Genomic DNA, 19,881 nt, shown 5'->3' with positions numbered 1-19,881 from the left:
GGACTGGCCCAAATCTGTTGTCCGAATGGTTTACTAATAGCCCGCCCCAGCCCGACCGTCCAGCGAATTCCCAGTCTTTAAGCCGAAACTATCGCCAGCGTGATAAATTCGCCGCCGACTCGATTCAGGATTTAGACGCAAGACCATGACCGACCAGCTCAATCTCTTCGACCCGAACGCCAAGGCAGCCGCCACCGAACCCGAGGCGCCAGCCCTGCCTGCCACCGAAACACAGGAACTGGCCCCCGAACTGCCACTGGAAACCGCTGCCGAGCCAGCGCTCGAACCAGCGTCGGCCTTGCCGCCTGATCTGCCCCCGTCGGCCACCGGCCCGGCCAGCGACATTCCCTCGCCGGCCGACTATGCCGCCCGCCGCTACCTCGAATACGCGATGAGCGTTGTCACCGGTCGCGCCCTTCCCTCGGCCGCCGACGGCCAGAAGCCGGTGCAGCGCCGCATCCTCTACGCCATGCACCGGATGGGCCTGTACAAGAGCCCGCGCCACGTCAAGTCGGCCCGCGTCGTCGGTGACGTGATCGGTAAATACCATCCGCACGGCGACTCCTCGGTTTACGACGCCATGGTCCGCATGGCCCAAGACTGGAGCCTGCGCTACCCGATCGTCGACGGCCAGGGCAATTTCGGCTCGCGCGACGGCGATAACGCCGCTGCCATGCGCTACACGGAAGCCCGCCTGACGCCGATTGCCGAACTGCTGCTGGCCGAGCTCGACGAAGGCACGGTTGACTGGAAGCCCAATTACGACGGCGCCAACGATGAACCCGCCCTGCTCCCGGCCCGTCTGCCCTTTGCGCTGTTGAACGGTGCCTCCGGCATCGCCGTTGGCATGGCGACGGAAATCCCCGCGCACAACCTGCGCGAAGTGGCGAATGCGGCGGTCAATCTGATCAGGAATCCCGATTTCGGCGAAGACGAAGTGCTGAAACTGATTCCAGGCCCGGACTATCCCGGCGGCGCGCAGATCATCTCGTCGCCGGAGGAAATCGCCGCCACCTACCGTAGCGGCCGTGGCAGCCTGCGCGTGCGTGCCAAGTGGAAGATCGAAAACCTGGCCCGCGGCCAGTGGAAGCTGGTCATCACCGAATTGCCACCGGGCGTTTCCACCGCCACCGTGATGTCGGAAATCGAGGCCTGCTCCAACCCGGTCGCCAAGGAAAAAGCCGGCAAGAAGGTCTTTACGCCGGAACAGCTGAATCTGAAGGCCGCCTTCCTGTCGTCCATCTCGGAAAGCGGCGTGCGCGATGAATCGGGCAAGGAACACGCCGTCCGCCTGGTCATTGAACCGGCATCCTCGCGCCAGGGTCAGGATGATCTGGTCCGCATGCTGCTCGCTCACACCAGCCTGGAAACCAATGCTTCGATCAACCTGACGATCCTCGGCGTCAATGGCACGCCGCGCCAGGCCTCGCTGTACAGCATGATCGCCGAGTGGTGCCGCTTCCGGCTGACTACCGTTGAACGGCGCACCCGCCACCGCCTGACCGCCGCTGAAAAGCGCATCCACATCCTCGAAGGCCGGCAGGCCATCCTGCTCGACATCGACCGCGTCATCAAGGTCATCCGCGAATCGGACGATCCCAAGGCCGACCTGATGGCGCACTTCAAGCTGTCGGAAATCCAGGCTGAAGACATCCTCGAAATCCGCCTGCGCCAGCTGGCCAGGCTGGAAGGTATCAAGATCGGTGAAGAACTGGCCAAGCTGCGCGAAGAAGCGGCCGGCCTGAACAAACTGCTCGATTCCGAAGAAGCCCTGCGCGCCTGCGTGGCGGCCGAAATCGAGGCCGATGCCAAGAAATACGGCGACGACCGCCGGACGCTGATCGAAGCCGACGCCAAGGTCACGATGTCGGACGCCAAGACAGTGTCCATCGTTGATGAACCGACCACGCTGATCGTCTCCAAGCACGGCTGGCTGCGTTCGCGTACCGGGCACAACATCGATCCGACGCAACTGACCTTCCGTTCCGGCGACAGCCTGCTCGCCTGCCTGCCCTGCCGGACGGTCGATTCGCTGATCATCCTCGACCATCTCGGCCGTGCCTATTCCATTTCCGCCGCCGATATTCCCGGCGGCAAGGGCGATGGCGTACCGGCCACCTCGGTGGTCGACTTTCAGGATGGCGGCAAGCTCTGTCTTGCCCTGTCCACCTCTGCCGACAAGCGCTATCTGGTCGCCGCCGACGGTGGCTACGGCTTCCGCTGCCAGGGCAGCGACTTCCTGTCACGCGGCAAGGCTGGCAAGGCCTTCCTGACGCTGGGCGATGGCGAAGCACCAGCCATCTTCATGCCAGCCCCGGCTGAGGGCGAAATTGCCTGCGTCACCAAGGATGGCCGTGCGCTGGTCTTCAACATCGAGGAAGTCCGCCTGCTGGCCAAGGGCCGTGGCCTGAAGCTGATCGACGCCGCTCCCGGCAAGACGGCACTGGAAGAGATCATTCCGGTCGTTGATGGCGTGGCCGGCAAGCTGAAAGGCGAACGCCTGGAAATCTGCCGCGGCAACCGTGGTGGCAAGGGCAAGCCGGTAAAGGCACCACGCAAGTAAATACGCGGCGTATCTTCAAAAGTAAAAACGGGGCCAGCCAGCCCCGTTTTTCATGCGTGTTCCGCCAGATCAGGCAGCGCTGTCCGCCGCATGCATTTCTTCAACCTGTTCGTGCTCCCACTCCTTGATCGTGTCGGAGACGAGTCGGGCTTTTTCGTGGGCGTCCGGCTGGTGGTGATGCACTTCCTGAAAAACCTCCAGCGCATCGTGAATCGCTTCAGCCTTCGTGGAAACGTGGGTATGAGGCATGGGAATATCCTTTCCGAATCATCAAAGAAAAAGCCCTTGACCAGGCAAGGGCTTTTTCAGTGGCCGCAGACTGGCTCCGGCCTATTCCTTCAGCATCTTTCGACGCTTAGGCAGCCTTCTTGCCAGCAGCCTTCGGGGCGGCAACAACGTTGGCGGCCTTCAGGGTGGCGTTGGTAGCAGCGGCAACGCTGGCTTCAGCAACTTCAGCAGCTTGCTTGGCAGCCTTGTTCAGACCTTCGTAAGCTTCGTTGGCCGACTTGATGGCGGTCTTGACAGCAGCGACGGCCACTTCGGAACCAGCCGGAGCGGAAGCCAGAGCCTTTTCGACCAGGCCGGAAACCTTGGCGTTGGTTTCAGCAACGTGGGTTTCAACTTCCTTGGCGATCTTGTCCTTGGTTTCGGCAGCGATGGAGATCACGTTGCGCGAATATTCCATGCCCTTCTCGATGGACGGGGAAGCCAGATCCTTCTGGATGGCGACGAAGGACTGAACATCCTTGGCACCCAGCAGGGTGGTCAGGTTGGACAGGGAGGATTCGAAAACGGAACGGGCAGCGGCCAGGTTCAACAGGGCCAGACGCTCGATGCCGTCAAAGGTGGTGTTGGCAAAGAACAGGGCAAAATTGACGCCGGACTTCGCGAAATCTTCGGGTTTGGTGAACATTGTGATTCTCCTGGGGTTGGGGTGATTTTTTTGCCGAACCATTTATGTTGCAGTGCAGCATGACTTCATTCTAACCGCAGTTCTTGAGTTGTCAACAATTTTTTGTGCACCGCACCATTCCCATCGGGCATGCCTGTGGCAAACGCCACAAAGATCAGCAATCGTCCGGGTCCAGCCCCAGTCGCTCGACGATTCCGCTCATTGCTTCGGCCGCCCCGAGCGGCAAATAGTAGTCGACGGTATCGCTGAGCTTTGTTCGCGCCGGATTGATTTCGACCGTTGGAATGCCACTGGCCGCGGCCAGCACGACCGGCTGGACGATATAAGGAAAGATGCTGGACGTGCCGATGCTGAAAACGATGTCGAAGCCCTCCTGAAAGGCTTCGATGAAACGATCCAGTTCATCCTCCGGCAAGGCTTCACCAAAGAGTACGACCTTGGGGCGCAACACCGCGCCGCAAGCCGGACACAGCGGCGGAACCTCGCGCTCACTCATGTCGGTCGCTGCCTCCTCATGGCTGCAGGCCGTACACATCAACTCCTGCAGGTTGCCGTGAATCTCGACGATCTCATGGCTCCCCGCCGCCCGGTGCAGGCCATCGACGTTCTGGGTGAACACCATGACCCGGTCGAGATGGCGCTCAAGGCAGGCAATTGCCCGATGCGCCGCATTCGGTTGGGCGCCACGGCAGTTTTCCTCAATCTGGATCAGGTATTTCCAGGTAATGTCGGGACGCATGGAAAACACTTCGCCGGATAGCGCATCCTCGATACGCAGGCCCTCTTCGGTCGTTTCGCTGTCGTAGAGACCTCCGACACCCCGATAGGTCGGCAGGCCAGAGTCTACCGAAATACCGGCGCCGGTAATGAACAGCGCGCTCCGCGCATGCCTTAGCTGTTCTGCCACGGCATCGAGCGCCGCATCGATCGAGGCTGAATGGGGCTTCATCGGGGCCATGGTTCCGGGATTACTGGATCAGAAACTTGGTAAACAAGACTTCCTTGATACCCGTTTTTTCGTCTTCGTCGATGACTTGGTTCGCCAACTCGATGATTTCCGCGATCAAGGCCTTCTTGCCTTCCAGTGTCCGCAGATTTGTCGACTCCTTATCGGAAAGCATCAGAATGATCTTGTGCTGAATCCGCGGCTTGTTGGCTGCCAGCAAATGCGCGGCCTCCGGCGAAGCGGTCTCGAAGACCAGGCCGAACTGCAGATAGTTTTCCCGGCCTAGATTGACGGTGAAAATCATCGGTTCCGGAGCACCGCCAGCAGCACCGTGGTCACTGGCCAGCGTGGACAAGGGAAAGAGCAGCGGCAAGGCCATGAGCATGGACATCGCAAAAGCTTTGAGTATCCGTGAAGCGACGTTCATATCAGTCCTAACAATCCAAGGGGCAATCGGCTAGGTCACTGCCATATCAGCAGACCACGGGGCTTTATACCGCCTGAAAATGAAAAAATCCACCGTGAAAAGCTGATTGGCCAATTCATGGCAACAGTAAATCGCTCAAAGTGGCGGTAGGCAAGGGATGCGGCAATATGTCGCATCCCCTGCGCATCATAAACTGGGTAGGATGGCGCAAACGCATTAGGGAGAGCGCCATGAATCAAAAACCGACTACCCAGAACCAGCCAGAAATGGCGTCCTTACTGCTTGGTGCTGGCTTTGCGCTCGCTTCGCTGATCATCCTGCCAGCCGTTGCCCAGCGCGTCGGCCTTGGTTCGGCCGTGACCATTGCCCTGCGCGGTGCCCTGATGCGGGCTTCAAACCGTTTTTGATCTGATCGCTGGCAAAGCGGCATCGTCACAGGCAGACTTTGCGTCTGCCTTTTGTTTTTCCGGACCATGAAAAAACTTGCCTTGATTGCCGTCGCCCTTGCGATGGCGTTGTTGCTCGGTTGCCAGCAGGCGCGCGATCCAAAATTGCCGGCCGGGGCCGATTTCGTGCTGCAAGCCGCCGACGGCCCGGTCGATTCCAAAGCCCTGCGCGGCAAGGTGCTATTGGTCTATTTCGGCTATACCAATTGCCCGGACATCTGCCCGGCCTCGCTTGCTGCTGGCGGACAGGCATTGAAGGCGCTGAGCAGTGAAGAGCGCAGTCGGGTCAAGCTGATCATGATCTCGGTCGACCCCGAGCGCGACACCATCAAGCACCTGAAGGAATACACCGCCTTCTTTCATCCCGAAATGATCGGTGTTACCGGCTCTATCGAGGAGATTGCCGCACTGACCAAGGCATACGGCGCCGGTTACATGAAGCAGGCGAAGCGCACCGACGGCAGCTACGCCGTCGATCACACCACTTCGACCTATGTGGTCGGGCCGGATGGCAAACTGAGCAGCGTTCTTGAACTCGGCGCCTCGACCGACAAGGTGGTTGCTGCGGTCAGAAAACTGCTTTGATGCGACCGTCTAGCCTTGCCTTAGGTATGCTGGCCGTTCTGGTCACCGCATGTTTATTAATTTTTGGACTTGTTTCCCGGTTGAGCGTGGAAGACGAACAAAAACTGAACGCCAACCGCGCACTGGTCGAAAAGCTCGGCCTGACCGACCTGGCGCTGTTCACCGAAGCCCGCTACACCCGCCACCCGACCCAGGCCGACCTGCATTCAGCCTTGCAGGATCACCCCGCTGCCTTCGATCATTTTCCCAGCGGCTCGCTGCTGCCTCCCCCGGCTTTACTGACCCAATCCCATGCGCATCTGGCTGGAAAAACAACGTCACCTGATTGATTTCACGCTGGCCTCGCTGGCCCGGCGCAAGACAAAGAATATCGGCCTGCTGCTGGCCTACACGCTGCTCGTCTTCGTGCTGGCCTCGCTGACGCTGTTCACCCATGCCCTGCGCAGTGAGGCGACCTACGTACTGGCCGGTTCGCCGGAAGTCATTCTGCAGCGCATGGTTGCCGGCCGCCACGACCTGATTCCACCCGGCTATCTCGACAAGATCGGCCGCATTCGTGGCGTACAGAAGAAGGAAGGCCGGCTCTGGGGCTACTACTACGACCCGGTGTTGAACGCCAACTACACCTTCATGGCACGGCCAGCCGACGAGGTCGCCGACGGCCACATCATGGTCGGCAATGCGCTGGCGCGCGAACGCGGCCTGGACAAGCACAACACCATTTCCTTCCGCTCCTATTCCGGCAAGCTGTTCACCTTCGAGGTCTCAGCCGTGTTGTCGCCGGATTCCGAGTTGCTGTCGGCCGACCTGGTGCTGCTCTCCGAAAACGATTTCCGCAGTTTCTTCGAGTACCCGGCCGGGCATTACACCGACATCGCGCTGTCGGTGGCCAATCCGCAGGAAGTGCGCACGGTAGCCGCCAAGCTGGCGAGCGCGCTACCCGATTCACGGCCCATCCTGCGCGAGGAAGTCCTGCGTACCTACCAGAGCGTTTTCGACTGGCGCGAGGGCATTGTGCTGACGGTATTGGCCGGCGCCATCCTCGCCTTCGTCATCCTCGCCTGGGAGAAGGCTTCCGGACTGTCGGCCGAAGAAAAGCGAGAGATCGGCATTCTCAAGGCCATCGGCTGGGAAACCGGCGACGTGATCCGCATGAAAACCTGGGAGGGTCTGCTCATTTCGCTGACCGCCTTCCTGCTCGGCTTCATCGCCGCCTACGTGCACGTCTTTCATTTCGGTGCGGCGATCTTCGAACCGGTGCTCAAGGGCTGGTCGGTGCTTTACCCGAAATTCCGGCTGGTGCCGACCGTCGATGGCCTGCAGATCGCCACGCTGTTCTTCTTCACGGTGTTTCCCTACACGGCGGCGGTGCTGGTGCCGATCTGGCGGGCGGCGATCACCGACCCCGATGCGGTGATGCGATGATCGAACTCTCCAACATCAAGAAGGCCTTCAACCAGAACCAGCCCAACGAATACTGGGCGCTGCACGGCATCGACCTGAGCATAGAAGCCGGCAAGGTCACCGCCTTCCGCGGCCCGAGCGGTTCGGGCAAGACCACGTTGCTGACCATCGTCGGCTGCCTGAGCCGGCCAACCAGCGGGCGCGTGCGTTTCAAGGGCGAGGATATTTCCGGACTGCCGGAGCGCTTCCTGACTGACATCCGCCGCCAGAGCTTCGGCTTCGTCTTCCAGCAGTTCAACCTGATCAAGGGCCTGTCGGCGCTGGAAAACGTCATCCTGCCGGCCTTTCCCACCGGGCGACCGCGTAGCGAACTGGTGGCGAAAGCGGGCGACATCTTCGACCAGCTCAAGCTCGGCCATCGCAGCGCCGCCAAAGTCGAATGGCTGTCCGGCGGCGAGCAGCAGCGCGTCGCCATCGCTCGCGCCCTGATCAACGATCCGGAAGTGATCATTGCCGACGAGCCGACGGCCAACCTAGACACCGCGCTGTCAAAGGAATTCATGGCCATCCTCGAAGGCTTCACGGCAGCCGGCAAGACGGTGTTGCTGACCAGCCACGACCCGCTGGTTGTCGAGTCGAGTGCCGTGCATCGCGTCGTCGGCATGCGCGACGGCCGGTTGACCGAAGCCTGATGCTTTTCCAGCCAGCCATCATCGCGCTGCTGATGGCCGCCGGCGTGGCGGTGCTGATGCTGCTCGCCGCAGCCCCCTTTGCCGTGCAGGTGATCCGCCACTGGGACATCCATAGCGGATCGGAGCGCCAACTGGCGCTGGAACGCCGCACCTACCTGTTCTCGACCTTGCTGTCCTTCGTCATGCTCGCCCAGCTGGCGGCCCTTCTGCTCTTCGTTTTCAACGCCGACCGGCTGTCGGTGATGTTCGTCGGCGCCATGTGCGCGGTCGGCACCCTCAACGTCAATGGCTACGGTTTTCCATCGCTGATCGCGCAGATGGCCGTATTTTTCCTGGCCGCCATGTGGCTAGCCATCAACCATGTCGATACCCAGGCTCGAGATTACCCGCTGGTCCGCATCAAGTACGCCTTGTTGCCGCTCCTGCTGCCCGTGCTGGCCATCAGTTTCTGGCTGGAATTCCAGTATTTCTCGGCCCTCAAGGCCAACGTGATCACCTCGTGCTGCGGCAGCATGTTCTCAGGGGAAGCCAAAACCATCGCCGCCGAAGCCTCCGGCCTCGAACCCCTGCCGGCGCTTTGGCTGTTCTACACCAGCATGGCCGCCGCCATCGGCGTAGCGCTGTGGCACTGGCGGCGGGCAAGCCGGGCCAGCGGTTATCTGCTGGCCCTGAGCAGCGCTGGCGGTTTCGTTGCCGCCATCACCGGCGTGCTGTCCTTCATTTCGCTCTACATCTACGAGCACCCGCATCACCATTGCCCGTTCTGCATCTTGAAACCGGAATACGACTACCAGGGCTACTGGCTCTACATTCCGCTTTTCGTCGCCACGGCGGCCGGGCTGGGCGCCGGCGCCACGCAGCCCTTCGCCCGAGTCCCCAGCCTGGCAAAAATCATCCCGGCCATTTCCAGCCGGCTTTCCGGGGTGGCTGCGGCCGGCTATATTCTGTTCACTGCACTGGCTACCTGGTTTGTGCTGACCTCCAACCTGATCCTGATCGAACACTGAGATGCGCGTTTTTCTTCTGATCGCCGCCCTGCTCCTGTCGGCCTGCGGCAATGAGGCACCGAAGGCCAATATCAACATTGGCAGCATCGCCCCGACTTTCCAGGCCTTTGGCGCCGATGGCAGCGCCGTGCATTTCCCCGCGGCCTATTTCGGCAAGCCGCTGGTCATCCGCTTCTGGGCCGACTGGTGCAAGTACTGCGAAGGCGAAATGAAGGCCATTGAAACGGTCTATCAGGCCAACCGGGGCAAATTACAGGTGCTGGCGATCAACGCCGGGCAGGACAAGGCGACGATCAACGCCTTCATCAAGAAAATCAGCGTCACTTACCCGGCCCTGCTTGACGAAAATTCGGCCATTGCCCGCAGTTACGGCGTGGTTGGCCTGCCGACCACGTTCTTCATCGACGGCAAGGGCATCGTCCGGGGCAAGATCGTTGGCGAGGCCGATGAAACGACTTTCGCCCGCCATGTCCAGGAATTGCTGCAATGAGCGAGAACAAGGCCTGTGATCTGTGTAGCCTCGATGTCGGGGTCAAGCCCTTCATGCTGAACACGCCGGAAAAGCAGTACCAGTTCTGCTGCGAAGGCTGCCGCGGGATTTTCGAGATGTTGCATGACATCAAGGAAACGCCGGTTCAGAATGACCAGAATCAATCGAACAAATCCTGAAAGGAAGCGCCATGATGACCGAAGAGATGATGAAGCAGATGCCGCACATGATGAGCACGGCAGGCCACATGATGACCAAGCCGATGGCCACCGGGGCGATGATGGCCGGGGCCGGCTTCGCTGCCGGCAAGGGGCTGCTCGGCCGGGCCGTGCTGCACAACCCGCTGGCCCTGCTGGCGGTCGGCGCTGCTGGAGGAATTGCCGCCGGCTTCCTTCTGTTCAAGTACCAGAAGGAAATCGTCGAGGGCCTGTCGAAGGCGACCGGCATGGGCAAGGATTTTGCGCTGCACCAGAAAGAAAACCTGAACGACCTGATGGCCGAAGCTCAGGACAAGATCGAGGGCAACCCGCCACCGGCCGCTCCGGCCAGCGAAACCCCGGCGGCCTGACGGAGGCCACATGACGCAAGCTGCCGAACTGGCACAACGTATCGTCGTTTTGCACCGTGAGCCAGGCTACCTGCGCCTCGAACTACCGGCCGAAATTTGCGGCGAGGTTGCCTTGACTGCCATCGAACAAGGCATGAAAACCCTGGCCGGATTGAGCAGTGCGGCGGTGGACCGAGGCTGGAAGCGGATTTCCATTCGCTACGATGCCCAGGCTTTGAGCCCGGCACAGGTTGCACGCCACTTGTTCAGCCTGCTGCCCGGTCTGCCGCTTGAGGCTGAAGCTGAAAGTAGCGCCGCTGAGCCGGAAGTCCCCCCATCCTTCAACCTGAACAACGGCATCCAGCCGCTGCTCGACAAAGTCAAGGCGGTGATCATTCCGGCAGCACCGCCGCCGGAAGGTTCGCTGCAGGCGCGTTTCCAACCGATGGTCGAAAGCGCCCTGACCGAGAAGGCAATCACCAATTTCTTCAACGACATCGTCGCCTTCTACCTGATCCGCGTGCATTGGGACCTGATTACCAAGCGCTGGCTGCAGAATCCCGTCGCCAACAGCAATGCCTGGCTGACCGTGTTCTATCTGGTCTTCCTGCTCGTCCGTTACCGCAAAACCAAGTGACCCGATGAAAAATTTCCGGATCGCCCACCGCCTGCGCCGCCGCCTGCGCGTGCTGGCGCCATCGCTCGAAAAAGAGCAGGAACGGTGCTACATCCTGGAAATCCTGCTGCGCAAGCATCCGGCCATCAAGGAGGTACGTATCGTCGCCGACATCGGTTCCCTGGTCGTCGAATACGACCCGGTAGAGCTGCCGGAAGAGCGCCTGCTGGCAACGCTGGATGCCGTGCTCGGCAACCTGATCGCCGCACCGACGGCAGCGCCGGTCGTTGCCGCGCCGGTCGACGGCCCGGTACAGGAATGCTCGCTGGCCATCGAGGGCATGAGTTGCGCCTCCTGCGCCCTGCTCATCGAAATGAAGCTCAAGCGCGACCCGCGCGTGCGCTACGCCTCGGTCAATTTCGCCGCCGAAACGGTGACGGTCAATGGCGTGATTGACCGTGATGGCGTGGCGAAAGTGGTTAGCGCCCTGGGTTACGCAACGCGGCCGATGGATACGCTGGCCCAGCGCCGGCTGATCGTCGAGCGCGAGAAGGAACGCGTCGAGGAAGCCAGGAAACGCTTCATCCAGGCCGCCATCCTGACCGTACCGGTAATGATTTCCGGCATGGCCATGCACCGCTCGCCGGCGCTGCGCGTCATGGAGTTCGCGCTGTCGTCGGCCATCCTGTTCGGCAGTAGCAACAGCATTTTCCGCAAGGCCTGGATGCTCGCCAAGCAGGGCGAAGCCAACATGGACACGCTGATCGCGATCGGCGCCGGCGCGGCCTGGGCCTACAGCATCCCCGATGTGCTGCAGATGCATCACCACGTCTATTTCGAGTCGGCCGCCGGCATCTGCACCTTCGTGCTGCTTGGCCGTTACATGGAAGAGCGAGCCAAGGGCAAGGCCGGCGAGGCGATCCGCAAGCTGATCGAACTCCAGCCCGAAACGGCGCAGCGCATCGAAGCCGACGGCACTGAATTCGAGGTAGCCATCGACAACGTGCAGATCGGCGACCGCCTGCGCGTACGGGCCGGCGACAAGATTCCGACCGACGGCTGCGTGCTCGAAGGCGCTTCCTCGGTCGATGAGGCAATGATCACCGGCGAATCGCTGCCGGTGGCCAAGACGGCCGGCGACAAGGTCATCGGCGGCTGCCTCAACGGCAATGGCAGTTTCGTCATGACGGTGACCGCCGTTGGTGGCGACACCGTCCTGTCCGGCATCGTCAAGCTGGTCGATCAGGCCCAGGGCAGCAAGCTGCCGGTGCAAAAACTGGCCGACCGCATTTCGGCGCGCTTCGTACCCGCCGTCGGCGGCATTGCCGCGCTGACCTTCGCCGGCTGGGCGATGGCCGGCCACCCGGTGTCGCGGGCGCTGGCCCACTCGGTCGCCGTGCTGCTCATTGCCTGCCCTTGCGCGCTTGGCCTCGCCACGCCGACGGCGATCATGGTCGGCACCGGACAGGCCGCCAAGCGCGGCATCTATATCCGCAACGGTGAGGCGCTGGAAACGGCAGCCAAGCTGACCACCGTCGTTTTCGACAAAACCGGGACGATCACCGAAGGCAAACCGGTCGTCACCGACACCTTTATCCTGTCCGGCATGAGCGAGGCCCGTCTGGCCAGACTGATTGGTGCTGCCGAAGCTGGTTCCGAACATTTTCTGGCGCGGGCGCTGGCCGACTGGAGCCGACCGCGCCAGAAAGATGCACTGACTGCCGAATCCTTCGCCGCGCACCCGGGTCGCGGTGTGACCGCGCAGGTCGACGGACTGGATGTGGTCATCGGCAACGCGGCACTGCTCGACGAAATGGGCGTGGCCTACGCGCCGCTCGCCGACGAGGCACACCGCCTGGCCGAACAGGGCAAGACGCCCGTCTTTGCTGCAGTAGATGGCCATTCGGTGGCCATTTTCGCAATTGCCGACCAGGCACGCCAGGGCGCCAGGGAAGCCATCGCCCTGCTCCATCGCCTCGGCCTGAAAACCGTGATGGCGACCGGCGATCTGGACGCCGTCGCCAGCCACGTCGCCCGCGAGGTCGGCATCGACCATGTGCTGGCCCGCTGTACCCCGGCCGACAAGCTGGCGGCCATTCGCCAGTTGCAGGAAGCCGGTGAAAAGGTTGGCATGATCGGCGACGGCATCAACGATGCGCCAGCGCTGGCTGCTGCCGACGTCGGCTTCGCCATTGGCGGCGGCGCCGACATCGCCGTCGAGTCAGCCGACATCACGCTGGTCGGCGGCGACATCGCCCGCGTCGCGGCCGGTATCGATCTTTCCCGCCGAACCATGGCGATCATCCGCCAGAACCTGTTCTGGGCGCTCGGCTACAACGTAATCGCCATTCCGGTCGCGGCGGCAGGCCGGCTCAACCCGATGATCGCTGCCGCCGCAATGGCGATGAGCTCAACCTCGGTCGTCGCCAACTCCCTGCGCCTGCAGCGCTGATCCTTGAGCGCCACCCGGATGGATGGCAGTCGTGCAGGGCAAATGCAGGAGTCTTTCAGGACCCAGGTCTTCTGCCCCTCAGGAGGCTGCCTGCTGCGCCTTGCGCAACAGGCGCTCCCGGTCGTTGCCATAACGGCGCACAACGCTGCCCGCCATTTCTTCAAAGGAAGCGCTGATGGCCACGGCAAAACTGGCTAATTCGCCGCCGTAGCTTTGCTTCGCCAGCAAAGCGGCTTCCCGACTGGCAAACGACACCTTGCTGACAGGCGTCATCACGCCACGCAGATCGCTGCCGATCAGATAGGTCGCAGCGGCGGCCTCAATGAGCGGCTTCGGATCGCTCGCCGCGCCGAAATCCGGGGCGTAGATCGTCAGGAAACCACGCCGCCGTTCCCGCAGCATGCATTCCGCCGCACAATGCACCGAGCACGTCCCCTGGGCCTGCCCGTCGCCGTAATGCAGCAGGTGCCGTGCGTAATGGAACTTGCGGCGATCCATGTTGCAGATGACGCAGCGCGGATATTTTTCCAGCTCATCCGTCAGCGGCGCCGAATCCCCCAAGGGCACGGATACCCCATCGGCACCAAATACAAGTTTGCTGACGATCAAGGTCGGCAGCAGCAATACCAGCTTACGTCGATTCACGAAATGCTCTCCGATCATTTGCCAGGTAACGAAAATAGGCCGACTACGCTGTGGCAGCCAACCCATCCCGAACTCAGTAACGCACTCGCAGCGTCAGCGCGAAGTTTCGCGGGTCGCCGTAGTAATTGTAGGTATTGGTTCCACCGAGGCGCGTGTAATAGGTCTTGTCGAAGATGTTGTTGGCCGACAGCGTGACCGCCACATCGCGACTCAGGTTGTAGCCGATCTGGGCATCATAAACGGCATAGAAGTTCTGTTCCCGCGCAGCGACCGTCGAAGTGGCCGTTCCGCTGGCCGACTGGGAGGCCCCGCGGAGGCCGAAGCCGAGACTCAGCCCTTCCAGTTCGCCCTGGCCAAAGCGGTACTTGTTCCACAATTTGAATTGCGTCTTGGGGTACCAGAGACTGACCGGCTGCCCCTGGCGCGTGGAATCCTTCAGGAACTCGGTATCGAGGCGCGTGTAGCTGCCCGAAATATCCCAGCCTTGCGCCGGCCGCCCGACCACCTCGACCTCCCAGCCCTTGCTTTCGAGTTCTCCGGCCGCAATGTAGTAGCCGGGATTGTTGGCATCGGCAAAGGCGCGATTCTTGTCCCGGATATTGAACACGCCGAGGTTGACCGCCAACTTGCCATCGACCAGCTCCGTCTTGGCGCCCACTTCGTACTGCCGCCCGACCCGGGGTTCCAGAACGGTGTTATCGACCTGTTTGCTGGTCTGCGGCGCGAAGATATCCGAGTAGCTGGCGTAGAGCGTCAGGTACTTATTCACGTCGTAGAGCAAGCCCGCATACGGCGTAAATTGGCCGGTTTCACGCCCGCCTTGCGCCCAGTTGGTCGGCGTCGGGTTGGGGGAAATGGTGCGCGACTTGTAGTTGTAATCGGACAAGCGGCCACCGAGAACGACGGTGAGCGGATCGACGACGCTGAGACGCAACTGGCCGTAGAAACCGGATTGCGTCGTTTCATTTTCGCTGCCCGTTGTGTAGATGACGTTGGGCTCGACGACCACCGGCGGGTCGGACAACAGGATGTTATTGACGCGAAGATAGCTGCTGCCCGGGGAGGATGCATTGGCGCCCACGCCGTGGCTGAAGAAGTTGGAGTAATTGGCCCCCAGCATCAGGTTATGGCGCCGGCCAAACAGTTGGAACGGACCGGCGGCATAGACATCCACGTTATCCATGTCGTATTCGTAGTCGAACTCGCGACGGATATAGCTGGAAATCACGCTGTTTGCCGGGTTCACGCCATCGGCCGGATAGGCATCCTTGAAGAACTGGGTTTGCTTGCGGCGCAGCACACGGCCAGTCACGGTCCAGCCGCTGTCGAACTTGTGCGTCAGGTCGGCCCCGAGATCGGTCGTATTCCACTCCATGCGCCCCCAGTCCGGATAGGGGTTGAAGGAGCGGTCGACATTGAGGAAGCGTCCGTTGGTATAAGCCGGCAAGCCGCTGAAAGCCGACGAGTTGTCCTGCTGGTGGGCAACATAAATATTCGCCGTTGTGGACGGCGTGATGTCGTAATCCAGCGTACCGAATGCCAGCCATTTCTCGGTATGAACACGATTGAAGACATAGTCGCGATCGACGTAGGAGAAAACGGCCCGGCCGCGCAGGCGGCCATCCTGCGCCAGGCCGCCGGTCACATCCGCCTCCAGGCGATTGTTGTTCCATGACCCCGTCGAGGCCAGAAAACGGCTGGCGAATTCTTTCTCAGCGCGCTTGCGGACGAAATTGACCGTTCCGGAAATTGCCCCCGAGCCCTGGACGAAACCCGAAGGACCGCGCAACACCTCGATGCGTTCATACATGGCCAAGTCAAACTGCTGGTAGCCCGACAAGGGCAAGGTCGAGGGCGCGCCGTCGAATTGAACGTCGAGCGCCGCCCCTCGCGAGTGGTACTGCCCCTGCGAAATATCGTTGGCGATGGCCTGAACCCCGGGCATCTGCGACATCGCATCCCAGACGGTAACCATGTTCTGATCGTCCATCTGCTCCCGGGTCAGAACGGAAACGGAGTTGGGAATCTCGCGCAGTGTGAGCGGCATCTTCCCGGCCACGCTGACCTTGTCCGCCTTGTAGCTGCGTTCCGGCGTCGCGGTTACCGTAACCTCGCCCAGCACATTGGGTGCCCCTTCTGCTGGCGGCCGCTTCTGGATGGCGTAGGTTGCCTTGCCGGTCGACACGGCCTGAAAACCGCTCCCCGATAGCAGCTTGCCGAGTGCTTCGTCAGCTGAATAGCTGCCGCGTAGCATCGAGGCCTGCTTGCCCTTGAGCGCATCGGCATCGAAGAGAATCTGGATGCCGCCCTGTTTGGCCAGCGCGGTCAGGGCACTGCCCAGCCCTTGTGCCGGCAGGTCGAATGATTTGCTCTGGGCGAAAGCGCTGCCGGCCCAGATAGCCGATACGAGCAGCGCGAGGTGAAGCGGTCTTGGCATTGCGTGTTCCCCTGTTTTTTCGTTGGTATCTCTGCTTAAGACGAAAAATTTCGGGGAACCCTGACATCGACCCGCAAAAAAATTCAGCGCTGGCGGATCAAGGTCTCTTCGCTCCGCTCCTCGAGGCGCAGCGGCAAGACAGCAACCAGGGCTTGCAGCAGCCCTTTCCGGTCGACCTGTTCGAACACGCCGCTGACCCGATAGCTGCCCAGACGCGGATCGGCCAGCACGGCCGGACGAGCATGGTGGCGATTGATTTCCTCAATCACTTCGTCAAGCGGCGTTGCCTCAAAAACCCAGCGCCCCTCCCGCCAGGGGGGAACGGCATCGGCCACTTTGGGCCATGGCAAGGCACGGTCGGCGGCAAGATAGTCCAGTTGCTGACCCGCATTCACGCGCCGAGCCTTGCCGCCAGCATCCAGCGTCACCTCGACGATCCCCTCCTGAACCGAAATCCGGGCAGAATCGTGGCGGACATATAGGTTGAAAGTGGTACCGATATCGCGCACCGTCGCGCCGGCCGCCCTGACTTCGAAAGGACGCAGGCCGGCCGCGACCTTGAACTGTACCTGGCCATGCAGCACGACCACCAGCCGACGCCAGGGCGAATAGTCGATCAACAATTGGCTATCGGCATCGAGTTCGGCAATCGTGCCGTCGTCGAGCACTTGCTGGCGAGTCTCCGCCACCTTCGTTTCGATCCGCCCTTCACTGCTGAGCATGGCGTGGAAGCCGGCCACAGTCGCCAGCGAGATCAGGAGCAGCGCAGTCAGAACCGACGTTGTGCGCCGGCGCCGGTTACGGTGGCGCAGGTTGTCGAGCCCGCCCCACAAGCGCTGGATGGTCAGGTATTCATGCCGATGGATCTCGTTGGCATTCAGCCATTGCTGAAAATCGCCGTGCGCCCCCTCTTCGTGGCCGGATTCCCGCAGGCGAAGAAACCAGCCTGCCGCCTCCTCCGCAATGCGGTGTTTGACCTCCGTTTCCAGACTGTCCGTCTTCACGCCGGCATGACCCTGAAACGCAAGAAAACCAGCGCCCGAACCAGGTGTTTTTCGATCGCGTTCACCGTGACGCCATATTCGCTCGCCAGTGCTTTTTGCGAGATGCCATCGAACTTGTGACGAACAAACACTTCCCGGCACTTGGCGGGCAGTTCATCAATGGCCCGGCGCAGACAATCGAGTTGCTGGCGGGCGATGGCATAGCGCTCGGGGCCCGGCTCATCTGAGGGCAAATCGCTGCAACTCTCCAGATCGACGGTCTGCGGCGTCGATAATCGATGCGACCGCAGGTAGTCGATGGCCAGATTGCCGGCGATGCGGAACAGAAAGGCACGCTGATTGGCAACCGGGGCAGTTGGCACAGCCACCAGATAGCGAACGAAGGTTTCATGTGCCAGCTCGGCAGCCACTTCGATGCAAGCCAGCCGGCGCACCAGAAAACGACGCAGTTCACCGATATGCTCGATGTAGAGGGTCGTAATGGCGGATGACATGCGAGGGGCTTGGCTGGCAGATGAATTGGCGCCGATTCTAGAGGCTTTCCCATGCTCAGGCGTGCGGCCAATTGCCGCAGGCTGCCCTGCCCACCAGGCTGCATGCGACACCATGACGCATACCATATGCATAACAAATACTCTATGATCCCCAAGCGTTCTAGAAACCGCCCGCTGCAAATGGGCATTCTCCCTTTGCCCCCGCCCCCAGCGGGGATTTTTTTGGCTGATCCGGGCGAGAAATGGCCAAGTCGCATCCAGATCAAGGCGGACCTCCCGGTATTTGCTAGACTGCCCGGACCCGCCTTTCGACTCTCCCACCGGACTCCATGGACCATAGCCACCACCACGCCATTGCCGAATTTTCGTACTGGCTTGCCTTCATGACCGGCCTGCTCGGTAGCGGACATTGCCTGGGCATGTGCGGCGGGCTGGTGTCCGGTTTTTTCATGAAGCTCGGCGCCAAGGGGGTATGGCCCTATCTGGCTTATCACGGGGCACGGGTCGGGATTTATACCGTGGTCGGGCTGATTGCCGCTGCGATCGGTGCGGTACTGGTGTCGACTGGCCAGTTCGGCAAATTACAGGGCGTGCTGCAAATCGTTGCCGGGTTCGTCGTCATCCTGCTCGGCCTGGATCTGCTCGGTGTTTCCCCCCTCCGCAACCGCCTGGGCTTCGCACCCATCGCCTGGCTGCGCAAGCAGTTCACGCTGGCTGTGCAGAAAGGCCCGGTCGTTGGCGCACTGATTGGTGGCGCGATCAACGGCCTGATGCCCTGCTCGATGACCATGGCGATGGCCGTCAAGGCCACCACCGCACCGTCGGTGCTGGAAGGCGGCCTGCTGATGCTGGCCTTCGGCGCCGGCACCCTGCCCTCGATGCTCTCCGCCTCCTTCTTGTTCGGCAAGTTGGGGCCGAAGCTGCGCGGCTGGTTGTTGAAAGGTGCCGCGCTGTTCGTCATTGCCCTGGGCATATCGACGCTCTGGCAGGGGGTCCGCTATTACGCGATCATGCGCAACCTGCTGGGCTGAGTGCGACACTATGTCGCAGGCCGGGCACATCACTGAGCGCTAATATTTCACGGCCAAAAATAGCGATAGGGAGAACAACATGAAACGCCGTGACCTGCTCAAGATTTCCGCCCTGGCGGGCATCGCCTCCGTCTCGACCCAAGCCGCAGCCAATACCGCCTGCACCACCGACAGCACGCCGAACCAGTTCATTCCCAAAAAACCAGCCGATGCCAAGCCGCTGGAAAACGAATTCGAGAAATATCCGAAGTGCCCGTATTGCGGCATGGATCGCAAGGAACATCACCGCACCCGGATGCTGGTCCAGTACGCCGATGACCTGACCGACGGCACCTGCTCCATCCACTGCCTGTCACTCAGCCTTGGCGTCAACATCGATCGCGAACCGAAGAACATCTGGGGGCCCGATTACGGCTCCCCCCTCGAACCGCGCCCGCTGACGCCGGTCGACAGCATGGTTTACCTGATCGGCGCCGACCTCAAGCATGCGATGACCCGGCGCAGCAAGCATTCCTTTGCCTCGCCGAGCACCGCCAAGGAATTTCAGGCCAAGCATGGCGGCACGCTGGGCAACTTCAACGACGCGCTGCGTGAGTCCTACGTCGATATGGCGTCCGATGTCGCCATGATCCGCAAGATGCGCGAAGAGCGGCGCAAGCGTGCTGCAGAAATGAAGAAGGGCTAATGCAGCGCCGCACGCTTCTCGGTCTCGGGCTGGCGCTCTGCGTCAGCCTTGCCTTTGCCCAAAGCTCGCCCAAACCTGGCGCCAAGGATCTATGCCCGGTCTGCGGCATGCTGGTCTCCAAATACCCGAACTGGGTGGCTGTCGTAACCTGGAAGGATGGCCATGCTCATTTTTTCGACGGCGCCAAGGACATGTTCAAGTTTCTCAATGACCTGAACAAGTTCGCCCCCGGCCACAACAAGGAAAACATTACCGGCATCTACGTCACCGATTTCTACAACCTCGAGCGCATCGATGCGCGCACGGCCTATTTCGTCAGTGGCTCAGACGTGCTCGGCCCGATGGGGCATGAGTTTGTGCCGCTCGCCAACAAGGCTGATGCGGATGACTTCTTGAAGGATCACAAGGGCAGGAAAATCCTGCCCTTCGAACGGATCACGGCCGGCATGGCGAACGGACTGGACAGCGGTCGTTTCGAATAAGCCTTGAGCTTCCGC

The 19,881-nt window shown here is 61.3% G+C and carries 23 protein-coding genes; 15 read left to right on the top strand and 8 right to left on the bottom strand.

What is annotated here, in order from left to right; all coding sequences use genetic code 11:
• The first annotated feature begins 145 nt into the window (after positions 1 to 145).
• Positions 146 to 2,563, top strand: a complete 2,418-nt coding sequence (gene parC / locus DARO_RS09540) for a DNA topoisomerase IV subunit A (RefSeq protein ID WP_011287600.1) — start codon at positions 146 to 148, stop codon at positions 2,561 to 2,563.
• A 69-nt stretch (positions 2,564 to 2,632) separates the two neighbouring features.
• Here parC and DARO_RS09535 read toward each other — a convergent pair whose 3' ends face one another.
• The 4 genes from DARO_RS09535 to DARO_RS09520 form a co-directional block, all read right to left on the bottom strand.
• Positions 2,633 to 2,812: a hypothetical protein gene (locus DARO_RS09535; RefSeq protein WP_011287599.1), complete on the bottom strand. Its 180-nt coding sequence runs from the start codon at positions 2,810 to 2,812 to the stop codon at positions 2,633 to 2,635.
• 106 nt (positions 2,813 to 2,918) lie between these two features.
• On the bottom strand, positions 2,919 to 3,476 hold the full coding sequence (locus tag DARO_RS09530) for a phasin family protein (protein WP_011287598.1): 558 nt from the start codon (positions 3,474 to 3,476) through the stop codon (positions 2,919 to 2,921).
• A 154-nt stretch (positions 3,477 to 3,630) separates the two neighbouring features.
• A complete protein-coding gene (locus DARO_RS09525; RefSeq protein WP_011287597.1) occupies positions 3,631 to 4,434 on the bottom strand; it encodes an NAD-dependent protein deacylase in 804 nt (267 codons plus the stop codon).
• Between the two features lie 10 nt (positions 4,435 to 4,444).
• Positions 4,445 to 4,849, bottom strand: a complete 405-nt coding sequence (locus tag DARO_RS09520) for a flagellar basal body-associated FliL family protein (protein WP_011287596.1) — start codon at positions 4,847 to 4,849, stop codon at positions 4,445 to 4,447.
• A 230-nt stretch (positions 4,850 to 5,079) separates the two neighbouring features.
• Between DARO_RS09520 and DARO_RS23050 the strand changes: the two genes are divergently transcribed.
• The 11 genes from DARO_RS23050 (at position 5,080) to DARO_RS09470 (ending at position 13,088) form a co-directional block, all read left to right on the top strand.
• Positions 5,080 to 5,256 (top strand): hypothetical protein, encoded by a 177-nt coding sequence (locus DARO_RS23050; protein WP_198134124.1) that lies wholly within the window; start codon positions 5,080 to 5,082, stop codon positions 5,254 to 5,256.
• 66 nt (positions 5,257 to 5,322) lie between these two features.
• Positions 5,323 to 5,880, top strand: a complete 558-nt coding sequence (locus tag DARO_RS09515) for an SCO family protein (protein WP_011287594.1) — start codon at positions 5,323 to 5,325, stop codon at positions 5,878 to 5,880.
• A gap of 26 nt (positions 5,881 to 5,906) precedes the next feature.
• Positions 5,907 to 6,209 carry a hypothetical protein gene (locus tag DARO_RS09510; RefSeq protein ID WP_497463051.1) on the top strand — a complete coding sequence of 101 codons (303 nt, stop codon included), beginning with the start codon at positions 5,907 to 5,909 and terminating at the stop codon, positions 6,207 to 6,209.
• Positions 6,172 to 7,305, top strand: coding sequence for an FtsX-like permease family protein (locus DARO_RS09505; protein WP_011287592.1), 1,134 nt, complete (start codon positions 6,172 to 6,174; stop codon positions 7,303 to 7,305). Before DARO_RS09510 ends, DARO_RS09505 begins: the two co-directional genes overlap by 38 nt.
• The gene (locus DARO_RS09500) at positions 7,302 to 7,976 is read left to right on the top strand and encodes an ABC transporter ATP-binding protein (protein WP_011287591.1); all 675 of its coding nucleotides are present in this window, start codon (positions 7,302 to 7,304) and stop codon (positions 7,974 to 7,976) included. The genes DARO_RS09505 and DARO_RS09500 overlap by 4 nt, the downstream gene beginning before the upstream one ends.
• Positions 7,976 to 8,983 carry a hypothetical protein gene (locus tag DARO_RS09495; protein WP_011287590.1) on the top strand — a complete coding sequence of 336 codons (1,008 nt, stop codon included), beginning with the start codon at positions 7,976 to 7,978 and terminating at the stop codon, positions 8,981 to 8,983. The genes DARO_RS09500 and DARO_RS09495 overlap by 1 nt, the downstream gene beginning before the upstream one ends.
• Position 8,984: 1 nt before the next feature.
• Positions 8,985 to 9,473, top strand: a complete 489-nt coding sequence (locus DARO_RS09490; RefSeq protein ID WP_011287589.1) for a TlpA disulfide reductase family protein — start codon at positions 8,985 to 8,987, stop codon at positions 9,471 to 9,473.
• Positions 9,470 to 9,652 (top strand): metal-binding protein, encoded by a 183-nt coding sequence (locus DARO_RS09485; protein ID WP_041224309.1) that lies wholly within the window; start codon positions 9,470 to 9,472, stop codon positions 9,650 to 9,652. The genes DARO_RS09490 and DARO_RS09485 overlap by 4 nt, the downstream gene beginning before the upstream one ends.
• Before the next feature lie 11 nt (positions 9,653 to 9,663).
• Entirely contained in the window at positions 9,664 to 10,041 is a 378-nt protein-coding gene (locus tag DARO_RS23045; protein WP_011287588.1) for a hypothetical protein, read from the top strand.
• 10 nt (positions 10,042 to 10,051) lie between these two features.
• Positions 10,052 to 10,657: a hypothetical protein gene (locus tag DARO_RS09475; protein WP_011287587.1), complete on the top strand. Its 606-nt coding sequence runs from the start codon at positions 10,052 to 10,054 to the stop codon at positions 10,655 to 10,657.
• 4 nt (positions 10,658 to 10,661) lie between these two features.
• A complete protein-coding gene (locus DARO_RS09470; RefSeq protein WP_011287586.1) occupies positions 10,662 to 13,088 on the top strand; it encodes a heavy metal translocating P-type ATPase in 2,427 nt (808 codons plus the stop codon).
• A 78-nt stretch (positions 13,089 to 13,166) separates the two neighbouring features.
• Here DARO_RS09470 and DARO_RS09465 read toward each other — a convergent pair whose 3' ends face one another.
• From DARO_RS09465 to DARO_RS09450, 4 genes are all read right to left on the bottom strand, one after another.
• Positions 13,167 to 13,733 carry a nitrous oxide reductase accessory protein NosL gene (locus DARO_RS09465; protein ID WP_011287585.1) on the bottom strand — a complete coding sequence of 189 codons (567 nt, stop codon included), beginning with the start codon at positions 13,731 to 13,733 and terminating at the stop codon, positions 13,167 to 13,169.
• A gap of 73 nt (positions 13,734 to 13,806) precedes the next feature.
• On the bottom strand, positions 13,807 to 16,170 hold the full coding sequence (locus DARO_RS09460; RefSeq protein WP_011287584.1) for a TonB-dependent receptor: 2,364 nt from the start codon (positions 16,168 to 16,170) through the stop codon (positions 13,807 to 13,809).
• An 83-nt stretch (positions 16,171 to 16,253) separates the two neighbouring features.
• Positions 16,254 to 17,174 (bottom strand): FecR domain-containing protein, encoded by a 921-nt coding sequence (locus DARO_RS09455; RefSeq protein WP_011287583.1) that lies wholly within the window; start codon positions 17,172 to 17,174, stop codon positions 16,254 to 16,256.
• Positions 17,171 to 17,668 carry an RNA polymerase sigma factor gene (locus DARO_RS09450; RefSeq protein WP_011287582.1) on the bottom strand — a complete coding sequence of 166 codons (498 nt, stop codon included), beginning with the start codon at positions 17,666 to 17,668 and terminating at the stop codon, positions 17,171 to 17,173. The genes DARO_RS09455 and DARO_RS09450 overlap by 4 nt, the downstream gene beginning before the upstream one ends.
• Before the next feature lie 329 nt (positions 17,669 to 17,997).
• Between DARO_RS09450 and DARO_RS09445 the strand changes: the two genes are divergently transcribed.
• The 3 genes from DARO_RS09445 to DARO_RS09435 all read left to right on the top strand — a co-directional run bounded on the left by DARO_RS09445 (position 17,998) and on the right by DARO_RS09435 (position 19,866).
• The gene (locus tag DARO_RS09445) at positions 17,998 to 18,699 is read left to right on the top strand and encodes a sulfite exporter TauE/SafE family protein (RefSeq protein WP_011287581.1); all 702 of its coding nucleotides are present in this window, start codon (positions 17,998 to 18,000) and stop codon (positions 18,697 to 18,699) included.
• A gap of 79 nt (positions 18,700 to 18,778) precedes the next feature.
• Positions 18,779 to 19,384 (top strand): nitrous oxide reductase accessory protein NosL, encoded by a 606-nt coding sequence (locus tag DARO_RS09440; protein WP_011287580.1) that lies wholly within the window; start codon positions 18,779 to 18,781, stop codon positions 19,382 to 19,384.
• Entirely contained in the window at positions 19,384 to 19,866 is a 483-nt protein-coding gene (locus DARO_RS09435; RefSeq protein ID WP_011287579.1) for a nitrous oxide reductase accessory protein NosL, read from the top strand. Before DARO_RS09440 ends, DARO_RS09435 begins: the two co-directional genes overlap by 1 nt.
• The last annotated feature ends 15 nt before the right edge of the window (positions 19,867 to 19,881 follow it).

This window comes from Dechloromonas aromatica RCB (assembly GCF_000012425.1).
The sequence above is the reverse complement of the archived record's forward strand: the minus strand, read 5'-3'. Positions and strand labels throughout refer to the sequence as shown.